This window comes from Cytobacillus oceanisediminis (assembly GCF_007830235.1).
Taxonomy (GTDB): domain Bacteria; phylum Bacillota; class Bacilli; order Bacillales; family Cytobacillaceae; genus Cytobacillus; species Cytobacillus oceanisediminis.
In genome coordinates this window covers 172967-189860 of record NZ_VLKI01000001.1, presented here as the reverse complement: position 1 = coordinate 189860, position 16894 = coordinate 172967, and the positions used below count along the sequence as shown (strand labels likewise).

The window sequence follows — 16894 nt, the reverse complement described above, 5'->3', positions numbered from 1 at the left end:
AGGAGAGTTAAATGTATTTAAGCGGAGAAGAATACCTTTCGTTTGGCTCTTATTTTTTGGTTTTAGGTACACTCATTTCAGCAATTGGAGAAACAATGCAAGGATCCGATTTGAAAAATATCAATAAAAAATTGATACGTGATGGGAATGCAGTGCAGGCACTGGGAAACAGTCTTCAAGGTTTTGGAAGAATTAGGTTAACTGAGAAGATAGAAGAGGATTCACATCTTTATGGTATCATTGGCTGTTTTATGCAAGCGGGCGGGAATACGATTAACAGTGCAGCATCAAATATAGAGATCGAAAATCCTTCTCCAGCGATAACAAGATTTAATTCTGTGGGCAGTTCTGTACAATCAATGGGAGCAGCATTAGAGGCAGCAGGAGAAGCCAACAGGGAAAGCGATCATTTAAATAATCTTGAAGTGCTTGGAAGCAGTCTTATTTCGGTCGCAGCCATGCTTGACTCGGCGGGCATTCTTATAAGAGATGAAATGAGCATCCAAAAAAGACTGCTCCTTGCGACGGGAGGCTGGTTAGAATTTATTGGGGCATCAATTGGGGCGTATGCTATAAGCAAGAGAGGTACCGCTTAATGAAATAAATTCCTATTTGATCCATATATTTCGAAGAATTGCACCGCTCGAATTCATATATTCCGCAGGATCGTTAAAAAATAATTATTATGGTCAAATAACAACTGTCGTTTTTAAGAAATAATATATTGATTTATATCGGAAATTATGTGACTATGTAAATAGAAAATTTCATAACTGAACACTAGGGGTGCTTTATAAGCTGAGAGAGACATTTTGTCTTAACCCTCGAACCTGCACTAGGTAATGCTAGCGAAGGAAAGTGGTACATAAATGATGGTAAGCCTTTATTAGGTATTGCCTAAATGTTTAAGTAAACGTAAATCCACTTCTTTTAGCAAAGAAGTGGATTTTTTATTGTTGTGGGGTGAATTTTAATGAAAGAAAAATTGGATCAATTGATTGGTGAAGTGGATATGCGGCAGGATGAGCTAATCCAGCTCCTGCACAAACTGATTTCCTACAAAACACCTGCACCGCCTGCGAGAAATACGGAAGAAGCCCAGCAGTTTATCGCATCCTTCCTAAAGGAAAAAGGATTTGTTATTGATAAATGGGATGTCTATCCTGGAGACCCCAATGTAGTAGGGGTCCTGAACGGGACTTATTCCAGCCAGTTTAAAAGCCTTATTATCAATGGGCATGTAGATGTTGCAGAAGTCAATGAGGATGAGGAGTGGCTTTCAGATCCATTTGTGCCAACTGTTCAGGATGGTTCTGTAATTGGCAGGGGAGCAGCAGATATGAAAGGAGGGTTGGCAGGGGCATTATTTGCCATTCAGCTTCTGCACGAACACGGAATCAGGCTGCCGGGAGATTTAACATTTCAGTCTGTCATTGGCGAAGAGGTAGGAGAAGCGGGTACATTGGAGTGCTGCAAAAGGGGCTATAAAGCCGATTTTGCTTTGGTGGCTGATACAAGTGATCTGCATATTCAAGGCCAAGGCGGTGTCATTACAGGCTGGATCACTGTAAAAAGCAAAAATACCTATCACGATGCTACACGAAAGGATATGATCCATGCCGGAGGAAAACTGTTTGGGGCAAGTGCCATTGAAAAAATGATGAAAATTATGCAGGCGCTTCAAGAGCTTGAACGGAATTGGGCAGTCATGAAAAGCTATCCGGGATACCCACCCGGTACTAATACGATTAACCCTGCTGTGATTGAAGGGGGACGGCATGCTGCATTTATTGCGGATGAATGCAGGCTTTGGATTACGGTTCATTTTTACCCAAATGAAACACATGAACAAGTGGCAAAAGAGATAGAGGAGCACATTCATTTGGCTGCACAGGGAGATATTTGGCTGAGGGAAAACCCGCCTATCTTTGAGTGGGGCGGTTCATCGATGATAGAGGATCGCGGTGAGATCTTTCCTTCATTGGAAGTGGATGGTAGCCATCCTGCAATACATACATTAATGAACGTGCATGAAAGGATCATTAAAGAAAAGGCGGTAGTCGATGTATCACCGACTGTCACCGATGGAGGCTGGTTTGGGGATGCAGGCATTCCCGCTGCTATTTATGGCCCTGGAAGTCTGCGTCATGCCCATGCAGTAAATGAACAGGTTTCAATTGAACAATTGATTCAGTATACAAAGGTGATTTTGTCCTTTATTTATAAATGGTGCCATACAAGAAAATAAGGGTTACATAGCTTGATAGAAAAGGAGTGTAAATCGAAATGAAGTTTTCAGAGCATTTATACCATAAACTCCAGCCAATCTGGCGGAAAAATCATTCCCATCCCTTTGTTAAGGAAATGGGGGATGGAACATTGGATCCGGATAAATTCAGATTCTATATGGTTCAGGATTATTTATATTTAATTGATTATTCAAAGCTGTTTGCTTTAGGAGCTGTTAAAGCAACCAATTTAGAGGATATGGGGACTTTTTCTTCCTTATTGGATTCTACTATTAATGAAGAAATGTCCTTGCACCGCCAGTATGCATCCCGTTTTGGCATATCAGCCGAGGAGCTGGAAGCAGCAGAACCATCCCCCATTACATTAGCCTATACACACTATATGCTTTATTCAGCTCAAAATGGGACACTGGCTGAACTTGTAGCTGCGCTCCTTCCTTGCATGTGGAGCTATTGGGAAATAGGCAAGGAGCTGAATGAAATCCCAGGGGCTTCCGAACATGACCTTTATGGCGATTGGATCAAAATGTACAGCTCTGAAGAATTTGGCGAGCTGGCGACATGGTGCATCAGATTAATGGATAAAGCGGCGAACGGTAAATCCGAAGAAGAGCTCCTCAAGCTTGAGAATATCTTTTTAAATACCACCAGATTTGAATACATGTTTTGGGATGTGGCCTATAACAAGGAAATGTGGCCGACAGATGAATAATCCGGCACTAGAGTTCAGATCCGTTTCTTTTCAATACTTATCTGAAAAAAAGAAAGTCAATGCCCCCATCTTAACCGACGTTCATTTCACTGTAAATAATGGCGAATTTATATCTATCATCGGTCCAAGCGGTGCCGGAAAAAGTACGATATTCCGGCTGGTGACCGGACTCGAGCAGCCTTCAGCAGGACTAATACTCCTAAATGGCAAACAGGTTAAAAATAGATTGGGACTTGTTGGCTACATGCCTCAGCAGGATTTGCTGATGCCCTGGAGAACGATATTGGAAAATGCAATGCTCCCTTTAGAGATAAAAGGTATAAAGCAGGATCAGGCAGAGGAAGAGGTTCTGACCTTATTAAAAGATTTTGGCCTAGAAGGTACGGAAAATTCACATCCCGGTGATTTATCAGGCGGCATGAGACAGCGGGTATCCTTTTTACGAACAATCCTGAGCGGATCCAATGTTTTATTGCTCGACGAACCATTTAGCGCTCTTGATGCCATTACACGGCTAACCATGCAGGAATGGCTGCTTCAGCAATGGCGAAACTTGAAAAAAACGATCCTTTTCATAACCCATGATGTAGAGGAAGCCTTATTTTTATCCGACCGAATCTTTGTCATGTCAGAGAATCGGATATCCATCCATAAAGTTAAGGTGCCTCTGGGACGCCCCCGATCTATACGGGATTTAAGCCATCCGGAGGTTGTTAGACTAAAGGAAGATCTAATCGATCAGCTGCGGCCAAGGGTGGAATCATGAAAAAATTCAACCCCTATTTATCTTCAAGTTTAATGGTGATAGTGCTGCTAATGGTATGGGAGTTTGGTGCGAGGGCTTATAATAAAAGCTTTATTTTGCCGTCTCCCGCAGAAATTGCCTTTACTTTATGGGAGCTAAGGTCTGTTTTATTTTTAAAGCATCTCCCTCCAACTTTTTTGGTAATAGCTATTGGACTTGCTATCTCCGTGATAATCGGGGCTGGATTGGCTATTTGGATGAATGCAAGCAAGACAGCTGAAAAAACATTTTATCCTATAATTATAGCTTCACAGACTATCCCGATTATTGCATTGGCTCCGATCTTTGTCCTTTGGTTCGGCTATACAATATGGAGTAAAGTGGCAGTGACGGTCTTAATCACATTTTTCCCTATCACTGTCAGTGCTTTTGATGGGCTGCGATCGTCAAATAAGGATTTAAAGGAACTGATGCTAACCATGGGAGCTTCAAAAAAAGACATTTTTTTTAAGCTGGATATTCCCTCATCATTGCCATCGTTCTTCTCAGGATTAAAGGTAGCCGTGACATTAAGTGTAATCGGGGCCGCTATAGGCGAATGGCTGGGTGCCCAGGCAGGCCTGGGATACTTTAGCCGGCGGATGATGACCCAATTTGATGGAGCAGGTGTTTTCGCCCCCATTGTATTGCTGTCGGCAGTGGGAATTGCATTATTTTTACTTATAACATTAATTGAAAAAACACTTTTAAAATGGAGGAAAGCAGCATGAAAAAGTTTCTGGGAATTTTATTGAGTATATGTTTAGTGCTAGTGATAGCCGCTTGTGGAGGCAATACTTCTAAGGAAAACGACTCAAATACCGCCGCGGGAGGGGAAGGCAAAGAATTGCAAGAGGTTAGTATTATGCTGGATTGGTACCCCAATGCAGTACATAGCTATTTATATGTGGCGCAGGAAAAAGGCTTTTTTGAAGAAGAAGGAGTTAAGGTTGATATTCAATTCCCTGCCAACCCAACAGACCCATTGAATCTAACGGCTGCTGGGAAGGTTACTTTGGGATTATATTATCAGCCGGATGTCATCATGGCGCGTGCGAACGAAAATATTCCGATAAAATCAGTAGCATCCATCGTCCGCTCCCCTTTAAACCATGCCGTTTTTTTGGAAGATAGCCCAATCCAAACTCCGAAGGATCTGGAAGGAAAAAAGGTTGGCTACCCTGGTATTCCGCTGAATGAAGCATTGCTGAAAACAATGGTTGAACATGATGGCGGCGATTTCAGCAAGGTTGAGATGATAGATGTCGGATTTGAATTAGGCACGTCCGTTGTTTCGGAGAAAACAGATGCTGTCATAGGTGCCTATATCAACCATGAAGTCCCTGTTTTAAAGCATAAAGGGTATGAAACACGCTATTTTAATCCGGTAGATCATGGTGTCCCGGCATATAATGAAATCGTCCTTGTAACGAGTGATGAAACATGGGAAAGAGATAAGGAAACCATTCAGGCGTTTTGGCAGGGTGCTAAAAAAGGATATGAATATATGAAAGAGAACCCGGAAGAGGCTTTGGCTATTTTAATAAGCAATCAAGATGAAGCAAATTTCCCATTGGTGGAGGAAGTTGAAAAGCAAAGCTTGGAAATCTTATTGCCTAAAATGGAAGGGGAGGGCGCGGTATTTGGCTCACAGGATAAAGAATCCTGGAAGGAAGTCAGAGACTGGATGCATGATGCCGGTTTAATAGAATCTTCCCCTGAAGTAGATGATATGATTGTCGAAATGGATCATTAATAGCGTGTTCCAAAAGATAGGTACATGTACCTGAAATAGTTAAATATCACTTGAAAGTTGATTGTGTTACTGTTAAATGTTACTAAATATCACATAAATTTTTTTAAATCAATACTTGTTTGGCATAAAAATATTCTGTTAAATATAGTGTGAAGTAAGAAAACTGAATAGATCATTTAAAAGTGCCTAGGGATCTATCCTGGGATAATAGGGAAATCGGTGAAATTCCGATGCAGCCCCCGCTACTGTAAGTGCTGATGAAATTGTCAAATACCACTGGGATAACCGGGAAGGTGACAAGAGTAAGTTTGAGGCACAAGCCAGAAAACCTGCTTTTAAATGCGTTTTATTTGTTCTTCGGAGGGAGGAATGAGTATGGCCAATATATGATGGTAAGCTATAAACCATCATACCTTTATCTAATTGGACTAGCTCAAGCCTTAATTTGGACAGCAAATTAAGGCTTTTTTATTTTAGGCTGTGTTAAAACGCATTGTTGATTATAGCACCCTGTTGATTGGAGCGGAAGGCGCGAGACTCCTGCGGGAGGAGCGTGTCAAAGGGAGACCCCACAGGCGCGAATGCGGCGAGGAGGCTCCCGGACCGCCCGCGGAAAGCGAGCGCCTGGAGCGGAAATCAACAGGCGAATTTAACAGGGTCTTACTTTAAAAAATGATAAACCCATGTGAGCATTAATTTAAATACTGATCTATGACAATTGAATACATAACAAAGGTGTATGGCTGCACAGCCAATACTTAAAAGGGAAGCCGGTGGAAGTCCGGCACGGTCCCGCCACTGTAAGGGAGAGTTTTTTTATCAAATGTCACTGAATTAAATCGGGAAGACGTAAAGAAACGATGAACCCAAGTCAGGAGACCTGCCTTTTGTTATCTTCTGCAAATACCTACGGGTCATAGGTGAGAGAAGTGTTAACCATTAATTATTCTGCATATTAGACGATGGAGATAAGCTGGCACCTCTACACTTTTAAGAGGTGCCTTTTTCTTTTGTTTATCCAAATATGATTAGGAGAGAGAAAAATTTATGACTACTTGGAATTTAAATGGTTCGAAAAGGCATGTGCTCATTTGCAATGGTTCAAGCTGTATGAGAAAAGGCGGAGAGGAGGTTACCCAGGCGATTCGGGATGAAATTAACCGATTGAATATTGACGCTGAAATTCATACAACAAGAACTAGATGTAATGGCAGATGTAAGGATGCTTGCGTTGTTATTGTGTATCCGGATGGAAACTGGTTTAAAGAAATAACACCAGAGCTTGGCCGTAAAATGGTTCAAAACCACATGCAGAAGAATAATGGTTTAATAGATTCGGTTCTATATGAATATGATGCAGAAGGCTTTGTGAAGGTAAGTGATACTTCAGTTAAAGGAATAGAGAAGCCTGTTAAAATCGGAGGTTAAGAAATGGAACTTATGACATTTGCATTTTTATCAATACTTATTGGAATTCGCCATGGTTTAGATAGTGATCACGTAGCAGCAATAGCTGACATGATAGGAAGTGAAGGACAGCGCAATAAGCAGCTTTCATTGGGGGTTATGTATGCTGTCGGACACGGGGCAATAGTGCTTGTTATTGGTCTTATCACTTTATTTATTGGTACCCGGCTCCCTGAAGAGGCTCAGTTATCACTTGAAGTATTCGTTAGTATTACATTGCTTATTTTGGGAGGGGTCATTTTATACAGCATCTTTAAAAATAAACATGAGTACGAATTTAAAAGCCGACTAACGATTGTATTTGAGTTTTTATCCAGGATAACTGAAAAACTTGGCTTCAGTGAAGTCAAAGCATCACCAGTAAGTTTAGGGCTGATCGGGGCGTTCTTGATCGGGATTATTCATGGGATAGGAGTAGAGAGTCCTACTCAGGTCGCAGCGATTACAAGTGCTGTTGGTTTTAATAATCTGTCCGCTGCAACTGCCCAGCTGGTTTTATTCGTAACAGGTCTTTTACTATCCACTATTTGTATTACATTTGTTATTTCTTGGGGCTTTTTAAAATCAAAGCTGCGCCGAAAGCTATTTCTGATTCTCGGTTCAGTAACAGGAATTTACAGTATTGGATTGGGCGTGTCCATGTTATATGAACTAGTTAAAGGGGGCGGTTTAGGATGAGAGGAAAACTGCTAGTTGTAGGCTTTGGACCAGGCAGCTTTGAACATATTACCAAAAGAGCGCAGGTAGCCATTCAAGAAAGTGATTATGTGATTGGCTACAAAACATATGTCGAGCTTATTAAAGATTTATTAACAGACCAGGAGATCATCAGTACAGGAATGTCAGAAGAAGTTAGCCGTGCACAAGCAGCAGTTAAATACGCCGAAAAAGGGAAAAAAGTAGCCGTCATATCCAGTGGGGACGCCGGAGTTTATGGGATGGCCGGGCTTGTGTATGAAGTGCTTGTTGAAAAGGGCTGGAAGGAAGCAACAGGAGTTGAGGTGGAAATCATTCCAGGTATTTCTGCCATTAATTCATGCTCTTCCTTGCTCGGCGCTCCTGTCATGCATGACGCTTGTACGATTAGCCTGAGTGATCATTTAACACCATGGGCCATCATCAAAAAGAGAATTGAAGCAGCCGGCTTTGGTGACTTTGTCATTGCGTTCTATAACCCGAAGAGCGGCAAAAGAACGAGGCAAATTGTGGAAGCGCAACAGATTCTATTAAAATATCGTTCTCCTGATACTCCTGTCGGACTCGTAAAAAGTGCATATAGGGATAGTCAGCATGTCGTCATGACGACTTTGCAGCATATGCTGGACTTTGACATTGGGATGCTGACAACGGTTGTGGTCGGAAACAGTTCTACCTTCTTTTATGACAATAAAATGATAACTCCAAGAGGCTATCAGAGAAAGTATACGCTGAACACGGAGGATCAGCGTTTGCGCCCGCATGAACGGCTGCGGCCTGAAAATGAACCGTGGGCTCTCCATGAAGGAAAGAAGGAAAACCAGAATCCGGCAGACTTAGCTGCTGCAGACAGCACACCAATAGCTTTGGCAATGGAAGCTCTTCAAAAAATCGATGGGGAAGAAAATAAGGACAAGCTTTCCATCGATAATCCAGCTATAGCACAGCCAGCAGTTGAATCTATTTTTGAGCTGGCTGTTAGCCCAGGAGTTGCTAATAAAAAATTTACACCAAAGCAGCTTCTTGTTTTAGCAGAAGCCGCAGGTGAAAACGGAACGATGGAATACACACCGCATCATCAGATTTTATTGAGATTACCAACTGCCGATCCGGATGCGATTACTAAAATGCTGGCAGATGCCGGGTTCTTACTATCGCCGATTGGAGATGTGTTTCAAATTAAGGCGTGCGATTTTTGTGAGGGTGATAAAAAGGACTCGATTCCTCATGCGGAGGAAATTCATAGAAGGCTTGGCGGATTGGACTTGCCGAAAGAATTAAAGCTTGGGTTTAATGGCTGCGGAATGGCATGCTACGGTGCAGTCAACGAGGATATTGGTATTGTATTCCGTAAAGGAATGTTTGATTTGTTTTTGGGAGGAAAAACAGTCGGACGGACTGCACATCCTGGGCAGCCTGTTGCTGAGGGAATTCACCCTGATAAGCTAGTCGATGTGATTGAGGGCATTGTAAAGGAATATAAAGAAAACGGCCATCCGAACGAGCGATTTTATAAATATTTCAAACGTGTCCAGCAGGTCCAGGGCTTTAAGCATAAAGACATCACCCCGGTCATTGAACTGGAGCCAGCACCGTGCGGAGAATAAAATTTAGGAGGACAAATAAATGAAAGCTATTTTACTAGTTGGACATGGAAGCCGAGATCCTGAAGGAAATGAACAGGTTAGACAGTTTATTGATCAGTTAAAGCCCCGCCTCGATCAATCTTTGTTAATTGAGACATGTTTTTTGGAGTTTGAAATGCCGACGATCAGCCAGGGAATTGAAACATGTGTGATAAAGGGAGCCAGTCATGTCATTGTCATTCCCATCATGCTATTGCCTGCAGGGCATTCCAAAATACATATCCCTGCCTCCATTGATGAGGCAAAAGAGAAGTACCCCTCTGTTCAATTTACCTATGGCAGGCCAATCGGCGTTCATGAAGAGACATTGGAGATTTGCAAGTCACGATTGGAAGAGCTTGGAGAAGATGTTCATGGAGAAAATAAAGATACCGCTGTCCTATTTTTAGGGCGAGGGGGAAGTGACCCGGATGCCAATAGTGAGCTTTATAAAATTGCACGGCTATTCTATGAAAAAGTCAATTATCCATTGGTAGAGCCAGCCTTTATGGGAGTCACGGATCCGCTCATTAAGCAAGGAGCAGAGAGATGCATAAAGCTTGGGGCCAAAAAAATAATTATTCTTCCATACTTCCTGTTTACGGGAATCCTGATCAAGCGATTGGAAGTGCTGATCGAGGAATTCCGGCTTTTCTATCCCGAACATGAATTTAAGCTTGCAGGATATTTCGGTTTTCATGAGCGATTAAAAACAATCATTGAAGACCGCATCAATGAGGCGCTGGAAGGCGAAGTGAAAATGAATTGCGATACGTGCCAATACCGCTTAGCAGCCATGGAGCATATTGATCATCACCATCACCATGATCATGATCACCAGCATTCGCATGATGATCACCATGGCCATCACGTCAAGTCTGAAAAAGCAGGGGTAATAGAGGCATGATTCTATGTTTGGCCGGCACCAGCGATGCGAGGGAATTAGCAATTGAAGTTATGAAGGAAGGATATGACGTCCTTGCCACAGTCGTAACCGATAATGCTGCAGCTGAATTAAAGCGACAAGGGCTGCAAGTCCGTACAGGTCGTTTAACGAGCAAAGAATTCGCTGAGCTAATCACCCTGCATCATGTACAAGCTGTTGTGGATGCGAGTCATCCGTTTGCAGAGGAAGCAAGCAAAAATGCAATTGAAGCCGCCAGGGAAGCAGGGGTTCTTTATGTTCGATATGAACGGGAGTCACAAACCTTTGAGAGCTCTGGACTGACAGTGGTCGACAGTTATGAGGCAGCAGCGGACATGGCTGCTGAAAAAAAGGGTGTAATCATGCTAACGACAGGCAGCAAAACACTGCAAATCTTTTCAAAAAAATTGCTGCATTTACCGGATACACGTGTTCTTGCCAGAATGCTGCCCCGAAAGGATAACATGGAAAAATGTGAGGAGCTGGGGTTCCCACAGAAGAATATTATTGCTATACAGGGCCCTTTCACAAAGGAATTTGATGAAGCACTTTACAAACAATACGGGGTCACTCTAATGATAACAAAGGAAAGCGGGAAAGCCGGGTCTGTAGAAGAAAAAATAGAAGCTGCAAAAAAGCTTGGTATCGATACGATTATCATAAAACGGCCATCGATTGAATATGGAACAAAGTTCTCCAGCTTTCAAGAAGTAATAAATGCTTTGAGGGTGAACAATGCTGGGAAAAGAAGCGAGCGGGTTGATTTTTCGTAGAGAAACAGCTGCAGATGGCCATCTAAAGTAAAAAATGAACATAAAATCTTTTAAAAACCGGGATTTGATCGATTTTCCTTGCTTGACCGCCCTTTATATTTTGTCTGATTCAGATATATCGGTCAATTTGCTCACTTTATCGGTCAGAATTTTATTTTATCGGCCATATTTCTAATATATCGGTCAAATTCAATTTTTATCGGTCACTTTTCCGATTTATCGGTCACTTCGCGTCCTTTCAACATTCTAATATTTACAAAGTGCTAATAGGATTCGAGCATGTGAGTTTATTAATTAAATATTTAAAGAATTTAAGATAAGAACCTAGAGGAGGTACAATAATGGATTTTAAAACAGCATTCAAACCCATTACCGTTCAGCCCCAAATGATTGAAGTGAAAAGCTTTGAAATGATTGATGAAGAAATCGGGGAGCATTCATTCACTGAGGACCAATATCCGGTTGTCCGCCGTGTGATCCATGCTTCAGCTGATTTCGAACTGGGAAAAAGCCTGATTTTTCACCGTGATGCGATCCGTTCAGGCATCGAGGCAGTTCGCAGCGGAAAGCCGGTAGTGGCAGATGTGCAAATGATTCAATCGGGGGTAAGCAAACAGCGGATTGAGAAGTATGGCGGAGATGTAAGAGTGTATATTTCTGACCCTGACGTAATGGAGGAGGCAAAGCGTTTAAATACAACAAGAGCCATTATTTCCATGAGAAAAGCCATTAAAGAAGCAGACGGCGGTATTTTCGCAATTGGAAATGCTCCAACAGCTTTGCTAGAACTCATTCGACTAATTAAAGAAGGCGAAGCAAGACCAGGCCTTGTCATCGGCCTTCCTGTCGGGTTCGTCTCAGCGCCTGAATCAAAAGAGGAACTGGCCAAACTTGATATTCCTTTTATTACAAATATCGGCAGAAAAGGCGGAAGCACAGTAACGGTTGCCGCTTTAAATGCGATTACACTCTTAGCTGAACAGGAGTAAGAAATGGAAGCAAAACCAGAAAAGCCATTACGGCAAGGCTATACAACAGGCTCTTGCGCAGCAGCTGCAACAAAGGCTGCCTTAACTGCCTTAATTACACAGGAAGAGCAGCTAGAAGCGACCATCCGTCTGCCGATTGGGAAATTTGTTACTTTTCAAATGGAAGAGTGTCAAATCACTAGTGATTCAGTCTTAACCGGGACAATCAAGGATGCTGGAGATGATCCGGATGCAACCCACAAGGCAGTAATACAGTCGAAGGTGTCCTGGTCTGACACTCCCGGGATTATGCTGGATGGTGGGATTGGCGTAGGGCGTGTGACAAAAGAGGGTCTCCCTGTGCCCGTTGGGGAAGCGGCAATCAATCCCGTCCCGCGAAAAATGATTTTGGAATCCGCACAAGAGGTGCTTGATGATTTTCAGATTTCCAGAGGAATCAGCATTATTATTTCTGTTCCAGAAGGAGAGGAAATAGCCAAAAAAACGCTGAATGGCAGGCTTGGGATAATAGGAGGCATCTCTATTCTAGGGACTAGGGGAACGGTTATCCCGTTTTCCACCTCTGCTTATAAGGCAAGCATCGTCTCAGCCATTAACGTGGCAAAGGTAAGTGGCTGTCATCATGTAGTGATTACTACAGGCGGCAGAAGTGAAAAATTTGCCATGAAACAATATCCATCCCTCCCGGAAGATGCATTCATTGAAATGGGAGACTTTGTTGGTTTTACATTGAAGCAATGTAAGCGGTCGGGTATTAAACGGGTATCTATGGTTGGGATGATGGGGAAGTTTTCCAAAATAGCTCAAGGTGTGATGATGGTGCATTCCAAGAGCGCACCCGTTGACTTTGGATTTTTAGCTGATCTGGCTGAGAGTGCTGGGGCCAACCCTGAAATGATCGAACAGGTTCGCGGGTCAAACACAGCGTCACAAGCAGGAGAGCTTATGCATGCATACGGCTTTGAAGAATTTTTTAATAGCCTATGTGATTCATGCTGCATAGAAGGATTAAAGGAAGTTAAAGGCGGCATTTCAATTGAGACAAGCATATACACCATGAAAGGAATGCTGCTGGGAAAGGCGGTAAGAAATGGCGATGAATATAAAGATCATTGGAATTGGTGACGAGGGGCAAGCAAGTCTTCTTTCTTTATATAAAAAATGGATAGATGAAAGTGAAGTATTAATAGGAGGGGAACGTCAGCTGAGCTTCTTTCCGGATTATTCTGGCGAGAAAATCGCTATTAAAGGCAGTCTGAGCTCCCTGGCAGAGAGGCTTCAAAAGGATGTTAGGCGTGCGGTTGTATTAGCTTCGGGAGATCCGCTTTTTTACGGGATCGGGAGCTACTTATCCAAAAAAATGCAGGTTGAAATCTATCCTTATTTAAGCTCCATCCAGCTTGCCTTTGCAAGAATGAAGGAAAGCTGGCAAAATGCGTATTTTACAAGTGTCCATGGCAGGAGCATGACGGGGCTTGCGCAGCGGATTGATGGCAGGGATTTAGTAGCGATATTAACAGATGAAAAAAATAGCCCTCTGCGTATTGCCCAATATTTGCGCTCGTTTCAAATGAACGAGTATAAAGCATTCGTTGCAGAAAATTTAGGCGGAATAAACGAACGCAGCGGCTGGTACGAGCTTCAGGAAATGGAGGAAATCGACTTTTCGCCGCTTAATGTCGTCATTTTAAAAAGGGTCAAGTCTTCACCAGAATGGGCAATGGGTATAGCGGATGATCAATTTTCACAGCGAAAGCCAGATAAGGGACTCATTACTAAAAAAGAGGTTCGTGTGCTGAGTTTATGTGAAATGAACTTAAAAAAAGATAGCATCGTTTGGGACATTGGGACTTGTACGGGTTCCATGGCCATTGAAGCAGCAAGAATTGCCCGTGAGGGGGCTGTCTATGCCATTGAAAAAAATGAACATGATTTAGTAAACTGCTATGAAAATATGAAAAAGTTCAGAACGGATTTTGTTGTCCGGCATGGTCTTGCTCCAGATGGGCTGGAGGACTTTTCAGATCCAGATACGGTATTTATTGGCGGCACAGCAGGCGGCATGGATGAAATTCTCGATGCTTGCTGCAGCCGGTTGAAGCCAGAAGGAAGAATTGTTTTAAATGCAGTTACTATTGAATCTCTGTCCAAGGGAACTGAGGCTTTTAAAGCAAGAGGCTTTGATGTATCTATTACACTGGCGCAAATATCAAGAAGTAAGCCAATCTTGAAGTTAACGAGGTTTGATGCATTAAATCCTATTTACATCATTACGGCAAAAAGAAAGGAAGAAAACGAATGACTGGAACTTTATATGGGCTAGGTGTAGGGCCCGGTGATCCCGAGCTCATCACCGTTAAAGCCTTCCGCACACTAAAGGAATCTCCTGTGATTGCTTACCCCAAAAAGCGAAAAGGAAGCAAAAGCTATGCCCATCAGATTATAGATGTGTATGTGAACCCAAGTGAAAAGGAAATGCTTGGATTGGTGTTCCCGATGACAAAGGATCCTGTAATTTTAGAGAGAGAATGGACAAATACAGTAGAAGCAGTGTGGGAGAAACTGCGGGAGGGAAAGAATGTCGCTTTTGTTACAGAAGGGGACCCTCTATTATATAGTACTTTTATCCATATGATGAAGCTGATGAAGGAGCGGCATCCTGAGGTGGAGATTAAGACAGTGCCAGGCATTTCTTCTATAAATGGAGCTGCATCAAGACTTGGCCTGCCTCTTGCGGAAGGCGACGACCATGTGGCAATTGTTCCGGCACGGGAAGACTATGACGCAATGAAAAAAGCATTAATGGAAAATGATTGTGTGATTTTTATTAAAGTGGCTAAAGTCATTGATTTGATGCTTAGGGTTCTTCGTGATCTTGATTTATTACATAAGGCTTCTGTCGTGACGAAGGTTACATCAAAGGAAGAAATCATTTGGGATGTCCGTGAGCTGGACCGGGCGGAGTTGGAATATTTAACACTAATGGTGGTGAGAAAATAATGAAGGTTAAAATCATCGGAGCGGGACCAGGAGCCCCTGATTTAATCACAGTAAGAGGACTGAATACGTTAAAGGAAGCCGATGTCGTTCTTTATGCAGACTCCCTCGTCAGCGAGGACCTCATCCAGCAGGCAAGAGGGGATGCAGAAGTATTAAAAACGGCCGGGATGCATTTGGAAGAAATGGTTGAAGTAATGGCTGACCGAGTCAAGCAAGGGAAAAAGGTTGTTCGTGTTCATACAGGCGACCCAGCTGTATACGGTGCTATTTTGGAGCAAATCGTGCTTTTAAAAGAAAAGGGCATCGAGGTGGAAATCATTCCTGGTGTCAGCTCGGTCTTTGCATCGGCAGCTGTGCTTGGGGCTGAATTGACGATTCCCGACCTCACCCAAACGGTCATCCTTACCCGTGCTGAAGGAAGAACGCCTGTCCCTGAAGCGGAAAAGCTTAAGGATTTGGCAAAGCACCATTGTACGATCGCTCTTTTCTTAAGTGCTACGCTAACTAAAAAAGTGGTAAAAGAATTCCTGGATGCTGGTTGGAGCCCTGAAACTCCGGTGGCGGTCGTCTATAAAGCAACATGGCCAGATCAAAAAATCGTTCGTTCAACACTTGAGCATCTTGACGAGGATATGAAGGTGAACGGTGTACGCAAGCAGGCAATGATTTTAGCCGGATGGGCACTTGATGAAAGAATTCACGAAAAGAATTATCGATCTAAACTTTACGATAAAGAGTTCACACATGGGTTTAGGAAAGGTGTACAGTCATGACGCTTCTTTTAGAAGAAGGAAAGAACGCTGAAATTAAAGCAAACAGTACATATGCAATCGTGGCGATTACCAAGCATGGTGTGGAACTGGCGAGAAAGCTTCATTCCGTTTTGCAAACAGGTGATGTGTATTATATGTCCAAGTTTGAAAAAGGGGATGAGGAGAATGCCGGAATTAAGATGTTCGATGGCAGTGTTCGTCTATTATTGCCTTCCCTTTTTCAGAATTATAAAGGAATCATTTTAATTATTTCCCTCGGTGCTGTTGTCAGAATGATTGCGCCGCTTCTTAAGGATAAAAAAACCGACCCTGGTGTTGTTGTTATTGATGATAAGGGAGAGCATGCCATTAGTGTGCTGTCCGGACATTTGGGCGGGGCGAATGAGCTTACAAGAGAAATTGCAGAGCTAATTGGGGCAAAACCGGTTATTACAACTGCCTCCGACGTTCAAAAGACTATTCCAGTCGACCTGTTTGGAAAACGCTTTGGCTGGGTGTGGGAATCAGCAGATAAGCTCACTCCTGTCAGTGCTTCCGTTGTAAATGAAGAACATGTAGCTGTTGTTCAGGAATCCGGTGAAAAGGGGTGGTGGACTTATGACCGGCCATTGCCGGACAATATTAAAACCTATCTCGGCATCAAACATGCGCTGGAGGCAAAGCCAAGCGCCGCATTGATCGTGACTCACCGGAACTTGCAGCCTCAAGAGGAAGCGATTCTTGAAAATGGTGTCCTCTATCGTCCGAAGGTGATTGTGTTAGGCATAGGATGCAATCGGGGTACCAAGAGCTCAGAAATTGAATCGGTTATTGAAAACACCCTGACTGAATTGAATTTCTCAATAAAAAGCGTGAAAGCGATCTGTACTATTGATTTAAAAAAGGATGAAGAAGGCCTTTTGGAGATTGTTAAAAAATTTGGCTGGGAATTTCATTGGTACCTGCCTGAAGAATTGAATACCATTCCATTACAGCAGCCATCTGAAACTGTTTTTAAGTTTACTGGAGCATACGGTGTCAGTGAACCTGCTGCTATGCTATACAGCGGGGCAAAGAAATTGGAGATCGTTAAGAAGAAGTCAGGGAATGTGACGATCTCTGTTGCAGTCATACCTTTTGAATAGGGTGATATCATAAAGTTTGTT

The 16894-nt window shown here is 42.9% G+C and carries 17 protein-coding genes and 3 riboswitches; all 17 genes read left to right on the top strand.

Features of this window, described 5'->3' with window-relative positions; translation table 11 throughout:
* The first annotated feature begins 11 nt into the window (after positions 1 to 11).
* The 17 genes from IQ19_RS00855 (at position 12) to IQ19_RS00775 (ending at position 16873) form a co-directional block, all read left to right on the top strand.
* On the top strand, positions 12 to 596 hold the full coding sequence (locus tag IQ19_RS00855; RefSeq protein ID WP_144538980.1) for a DUF6944 family repetitive protein: 585 nt from the start codon (positions 12 to 14) through the stop codon (positions 594 to 596).
* Between the two features lie 176 nt (positions 597 to 772).
* Positions 773 to 874: riboswitch (TPP riboswitch) on the top strand.
* Positions 875 to 973: 99 nt separating this feature from the next.
* Positions 974 to 2248: an acetylornithine deacetylase gene (locus IQ19_RS00850; protein ID WP_144538978.1), complete on the top strand. Its 1275-nt coding sequence runs from the start codon at positions 974 to 976 to the stop codon at positions 2246 to 2248.
* Between the two features lie 38 nt (positions 2249 to 2286).
* Positions 2287 to 2961 (top strand): thiaminase II, encoded by a 675-nt coding sequence (gene tenA / locus IQ19_RS00845; RefSeq protein WP_144538976.1) that lies wholly within the window; start codon positions 2287 to 2289, stop codon positions 2959 to 2961.
* Positions 2954 to 3727, top strand: a complete 774-nt coding sequence (locus IQ19_RS00840; RefSeq protein ID WP_144538974.1) for an ABC transporter ATP-binding protein — start codon at positions 2954 to 2956, stop codon at positions 3725 to 3727. Before tenA ends, IQ19_RS00840 begins: the two co-directional genes overlap by 8 nt.
* Positions 3724 to 4476, top strand: a complete 753-nt coding sequence (locus IQ19_RS00835) for an ABC transporter permease (RefSeq protein WP_144538972.1) — start codon at positions 3724 to 3726, stop codon at positions 4474 to 4476. Before IQ19_RS00840 ends, IQ19_RS00835 begins: the two co-directional genes overlap by 4 nt.
* Positions 4473 to 5501: an ABC transporter substrate-binding protein gene (locus IQ19_RS00830; RefSeq protein WP_144538970.1), complete on the top strand. Its 1029-nt coding sequence runs from the start codon at positions 4473 to 4475 to the stop codon at positions 5499 to 5501. Before IQ19_RS00835 ends, IQ19_RS00830 begins: the two co-directional genes overlap by 4 nt.
* A 163-nt stretch (positions 5502 to 5664) precedes the next feature.
* Positions 5665 to 5852: riboswitch (cobalamin riboswitch) on the top strand.
* Between the two features lie 365 nt (positions 5853 to 6217).
* A riboswitch (cobalamin riboswitch) is annotated at positions 6218 to 6404 on the top strand.
* A gap of 144 nt (positions 6405 to 6548) precedes the next feature.
* On the top strand, positions 6549 to 6929 hold the full coding sequence (locus IQ19_RS00825; protein WP_144538968.1) for a (2Fe-2S) ferredoxin domain-containing protein: 381 nt from the start codon (positions 6549 to 6551) through the stop codon (positions 6927 to 6929).
* Positions 6930 to 6932: 3 nt separating this feature from the next.
* The gene (locus IQ19_RS00820; protein WP_144538966.1) at positions 6933 to 7646 is read left to right on the top strand and encodes a sulfite exporter TauE/SafE family protein; all 714 of its coding nucleotides are present in this window, start codon (positions 6933 to 6935) and stop codon (positions 7644 to 7646) included.
* Positions 7643 to 9271 (top strand): precorrin-3B C(17)-methyltransferase, encoded by a 1629-nt coding sequence (gene cobJ, locus IQ19_RS00815; RefSeq protein ID WP_144538964.1) that lies wholly within the window; start codon positions 7643 to 7645, stop codon positions 9269 to 9271. The genes IQ19_RS00820 and cobJ overlap by 4 nt, the downstream gene beginning before the upstream one ends.
* A gap of 19 nt (positions 9272 to 9290) precedes the next feature.
* Positions 9291 to 10196, top strand: coding sequence for a sirohydrochlorin chelatase (locus IQ19_RS00810; RefSeq protein WP_144538962.1), 906 nt, complete (start codon positions 9291 to 9293; stop codon positions 10194 to 10196).
* The gene (gene cobK / locus IQ19_RS00805) at positions 10193 to 10987 is read left to right on the top strand and encodes a precorrin-6A reductase (protein WP_144538960.1); all 795 of its coding nucleotides are present in this window, start codon (positions 10193 to 10195) and stop codon (positions 10985 to 10987) included. The genes IQ19_RS00810 and cobK overlap by 4 nt, the downstream gene beginning before the upstream one ends.
* 341 nt (positions 10988 to 11328) lie before the next feature.
* Positions 11329 to 11976, top strand: coding sequence for a precorrin-8X methylmutase (locus IQ19_RS00800; protein ID WP_144538958.1), 648 nt, complete (start codon positions 11329 to 11331; stop codon positions 11974 to 11976).
* Between the two features lie 3 nt (positions 11977 to 11979).
* Positions 11980 to 13101 (top strand): cobalt-precorrin-5B (C(1))-methyltransferase, encoded by a 1122-nt coding sequence (locus tag IQ19_RS00795; RefSeq protein WP_144538956.1) that lies wholly within the window; start codon positions 11980 to 11982, stop codon positions 13099 to 13101.
* Positions 13067 to 14278: a precorrin-6y C5,15-methyltransferase (decarboxylating) subunit CbiE gene (gene cbiE / locus IQ19_RS00790; protein ID WP_144538954.1), complete on the top strand. Its 1212-nt coding sequence runs from the start codon at positions 13067 to 13069 to the stop codon at positions 14276 to 14278. Before IQ19_RS00795 ends, cbiE begins: the two co-directional genes overlap by 35 nt.
* Positions 14275 to 14976, top strand: a complete 702-nt coding sequence (gene cobI / locus IQ19_RS00785) for a precorrin-2 C(20)-methyltransferase (RefSeq protein ID WP_144538952.1) — start codon at positions 14275 to 14277, stop codon at positions 14974 to 14976. The genes cbiE and cobI overlap by 4 nt, the downstream gene beginning before the upstream one ends.
* On the top strand, positions 14976 to 15749 hold the full coding sequence (gene cobM, locus IQ19_RS00780; RefSeq protein ID WP_144538950.1) for a precorrin-4 C(11)-methyltransferase: 774 nt from the start codon (positions 14976 to 14978) through the stop codon (positions 15747 to 15749). The genes cobI and cobM overlap by 1 nt, the downstream gene beginning before the upstream one ends.
* The gene (locus IQ19_RS00775) at positions 15746 to 16873 is read left to right on the top strand and encodes a cobalt-precorrin 5A hydrolase (RefSeq protein ID WP_144538948.1); all 1128 of its coding nucleotides are present in this window, start codon (positions 15746 to 15748) and stop codon (positions 16871 to 16873) included. Before cobM ends, IQ19_RS00775 begins: the two co-directional genes overlap by 4 nt.
* Positions 16874 to 16894: the final 21 nt, after the last annotated feature.

Coding starts and splice junctions, on each gene's coding strand:
- IQ19_RS00855 (WP_144538980.1), top strand. CDS start 12: ATGTATTTAAGCGGAGAAGAATACCTTTCGTTTGGCTCTTATTTTTTG.
- IQ19_RS00850 (WP_144538978.1), top strand. CDS start 974: ATGAAAGAAAAATTGGATCAATTGATTGGTGAAGTGGATATGCGGCAG.
- tenA (WP_144538976.1), top strand. CDS start 2,287: ATGAAGTTTTCAGAGCATTTATACCATAAACTCCAGCCAATCTGGCGG.
- IQ19_RS00840 (WP_144538974.1), top strand. CDS start 2,954: ATGAATAATCCGGCACTAGAGTTCAGATCCGTTTCTTTTCAATACTTA.
- IQ19_RS00835 (WP_144538972.1), top strand. CDS start 3,724: ATGAAAAAATTCAACCCCTATTTATCTTCAAGTTTAATGGTGATAGTG.
- IQ19_RS00830 (WP_144538970.1), top strand. CDS start 4,473: ATGAAAAAGTTTCTGGGAATTTTATTGAGTATATGTTTAGTGCTAGTG.
- IQ19_RS00825 (WP_144538968.1), top strand. CDS start 6,549: ATGACTACTTGGAATTTAAATGGTTCGAAAAGGCATGTGCTCATTTGC.
- IQ19_RS00820 (WP_144538966.1), top strand. CDS start 6,933: ATGGAACTTATGACATTTGCATTTTTATCAATACTTATTGGAATTCGC.
- cobJ (WP_144538964.1), top strand. CDS start 7,643: ATGAGAGGAAAACTGCTAGTTGTAGGCTTTGGACCAGGCAGCTTTGAA.
- IQ19_RS00810 (WP_144538962.1), top strand. CDS start 9,291: ATGAAAGCTATTTTACTAGTTGGACATGGAAGCCGAGATCCTGAAGGA.
- cobK (WP_144538960.1), top strand. CDS start 10,193: ATGATTCTATGTTTGGCCGGCACCAGCGATGCGAGGGAATTAGCAATT.
- IQ19_RS00800 (WP_144538958.1), top strand. CDS start 11,329: ATGGATTTTAAAACAGCATTCAAACCCATTACCGTTCAGCCCCAAATG.
- IQ19_RS00795 (WP_144538956.1), top strand. CDS start 11,980: ATGGAAGCAAAACCAGAAAAGCCATTACGGCAAGGCTATACAACAGGC.
- cbiE (WP_144538954.1), top strand. CDS start 13,067: ATGGCGATGAATATAAAGATCATTGGAATTGGTGACGAGGGGCAAGCA.
- cobI (WP_144538952.1), top strand. CDS start 14,275: ATGACTGGAACTTTATATGGGCTAGGTGTAGGGCCCGGTGATCCCGAG.
- cobM (WP_144538950.1), top strand. CDS start 14,976: ATGAAGGTTAAAATCATCGGAGCGGGACCAGGAGCCCCTGATTTAATC.
- IQ19_RS00775 (WP_144538948.1), top strand. CDS start 15,746: ATGACGCTTCTTTTAGAAGAAGGAAAGAACGCTGAAATTAAAGCAAAC.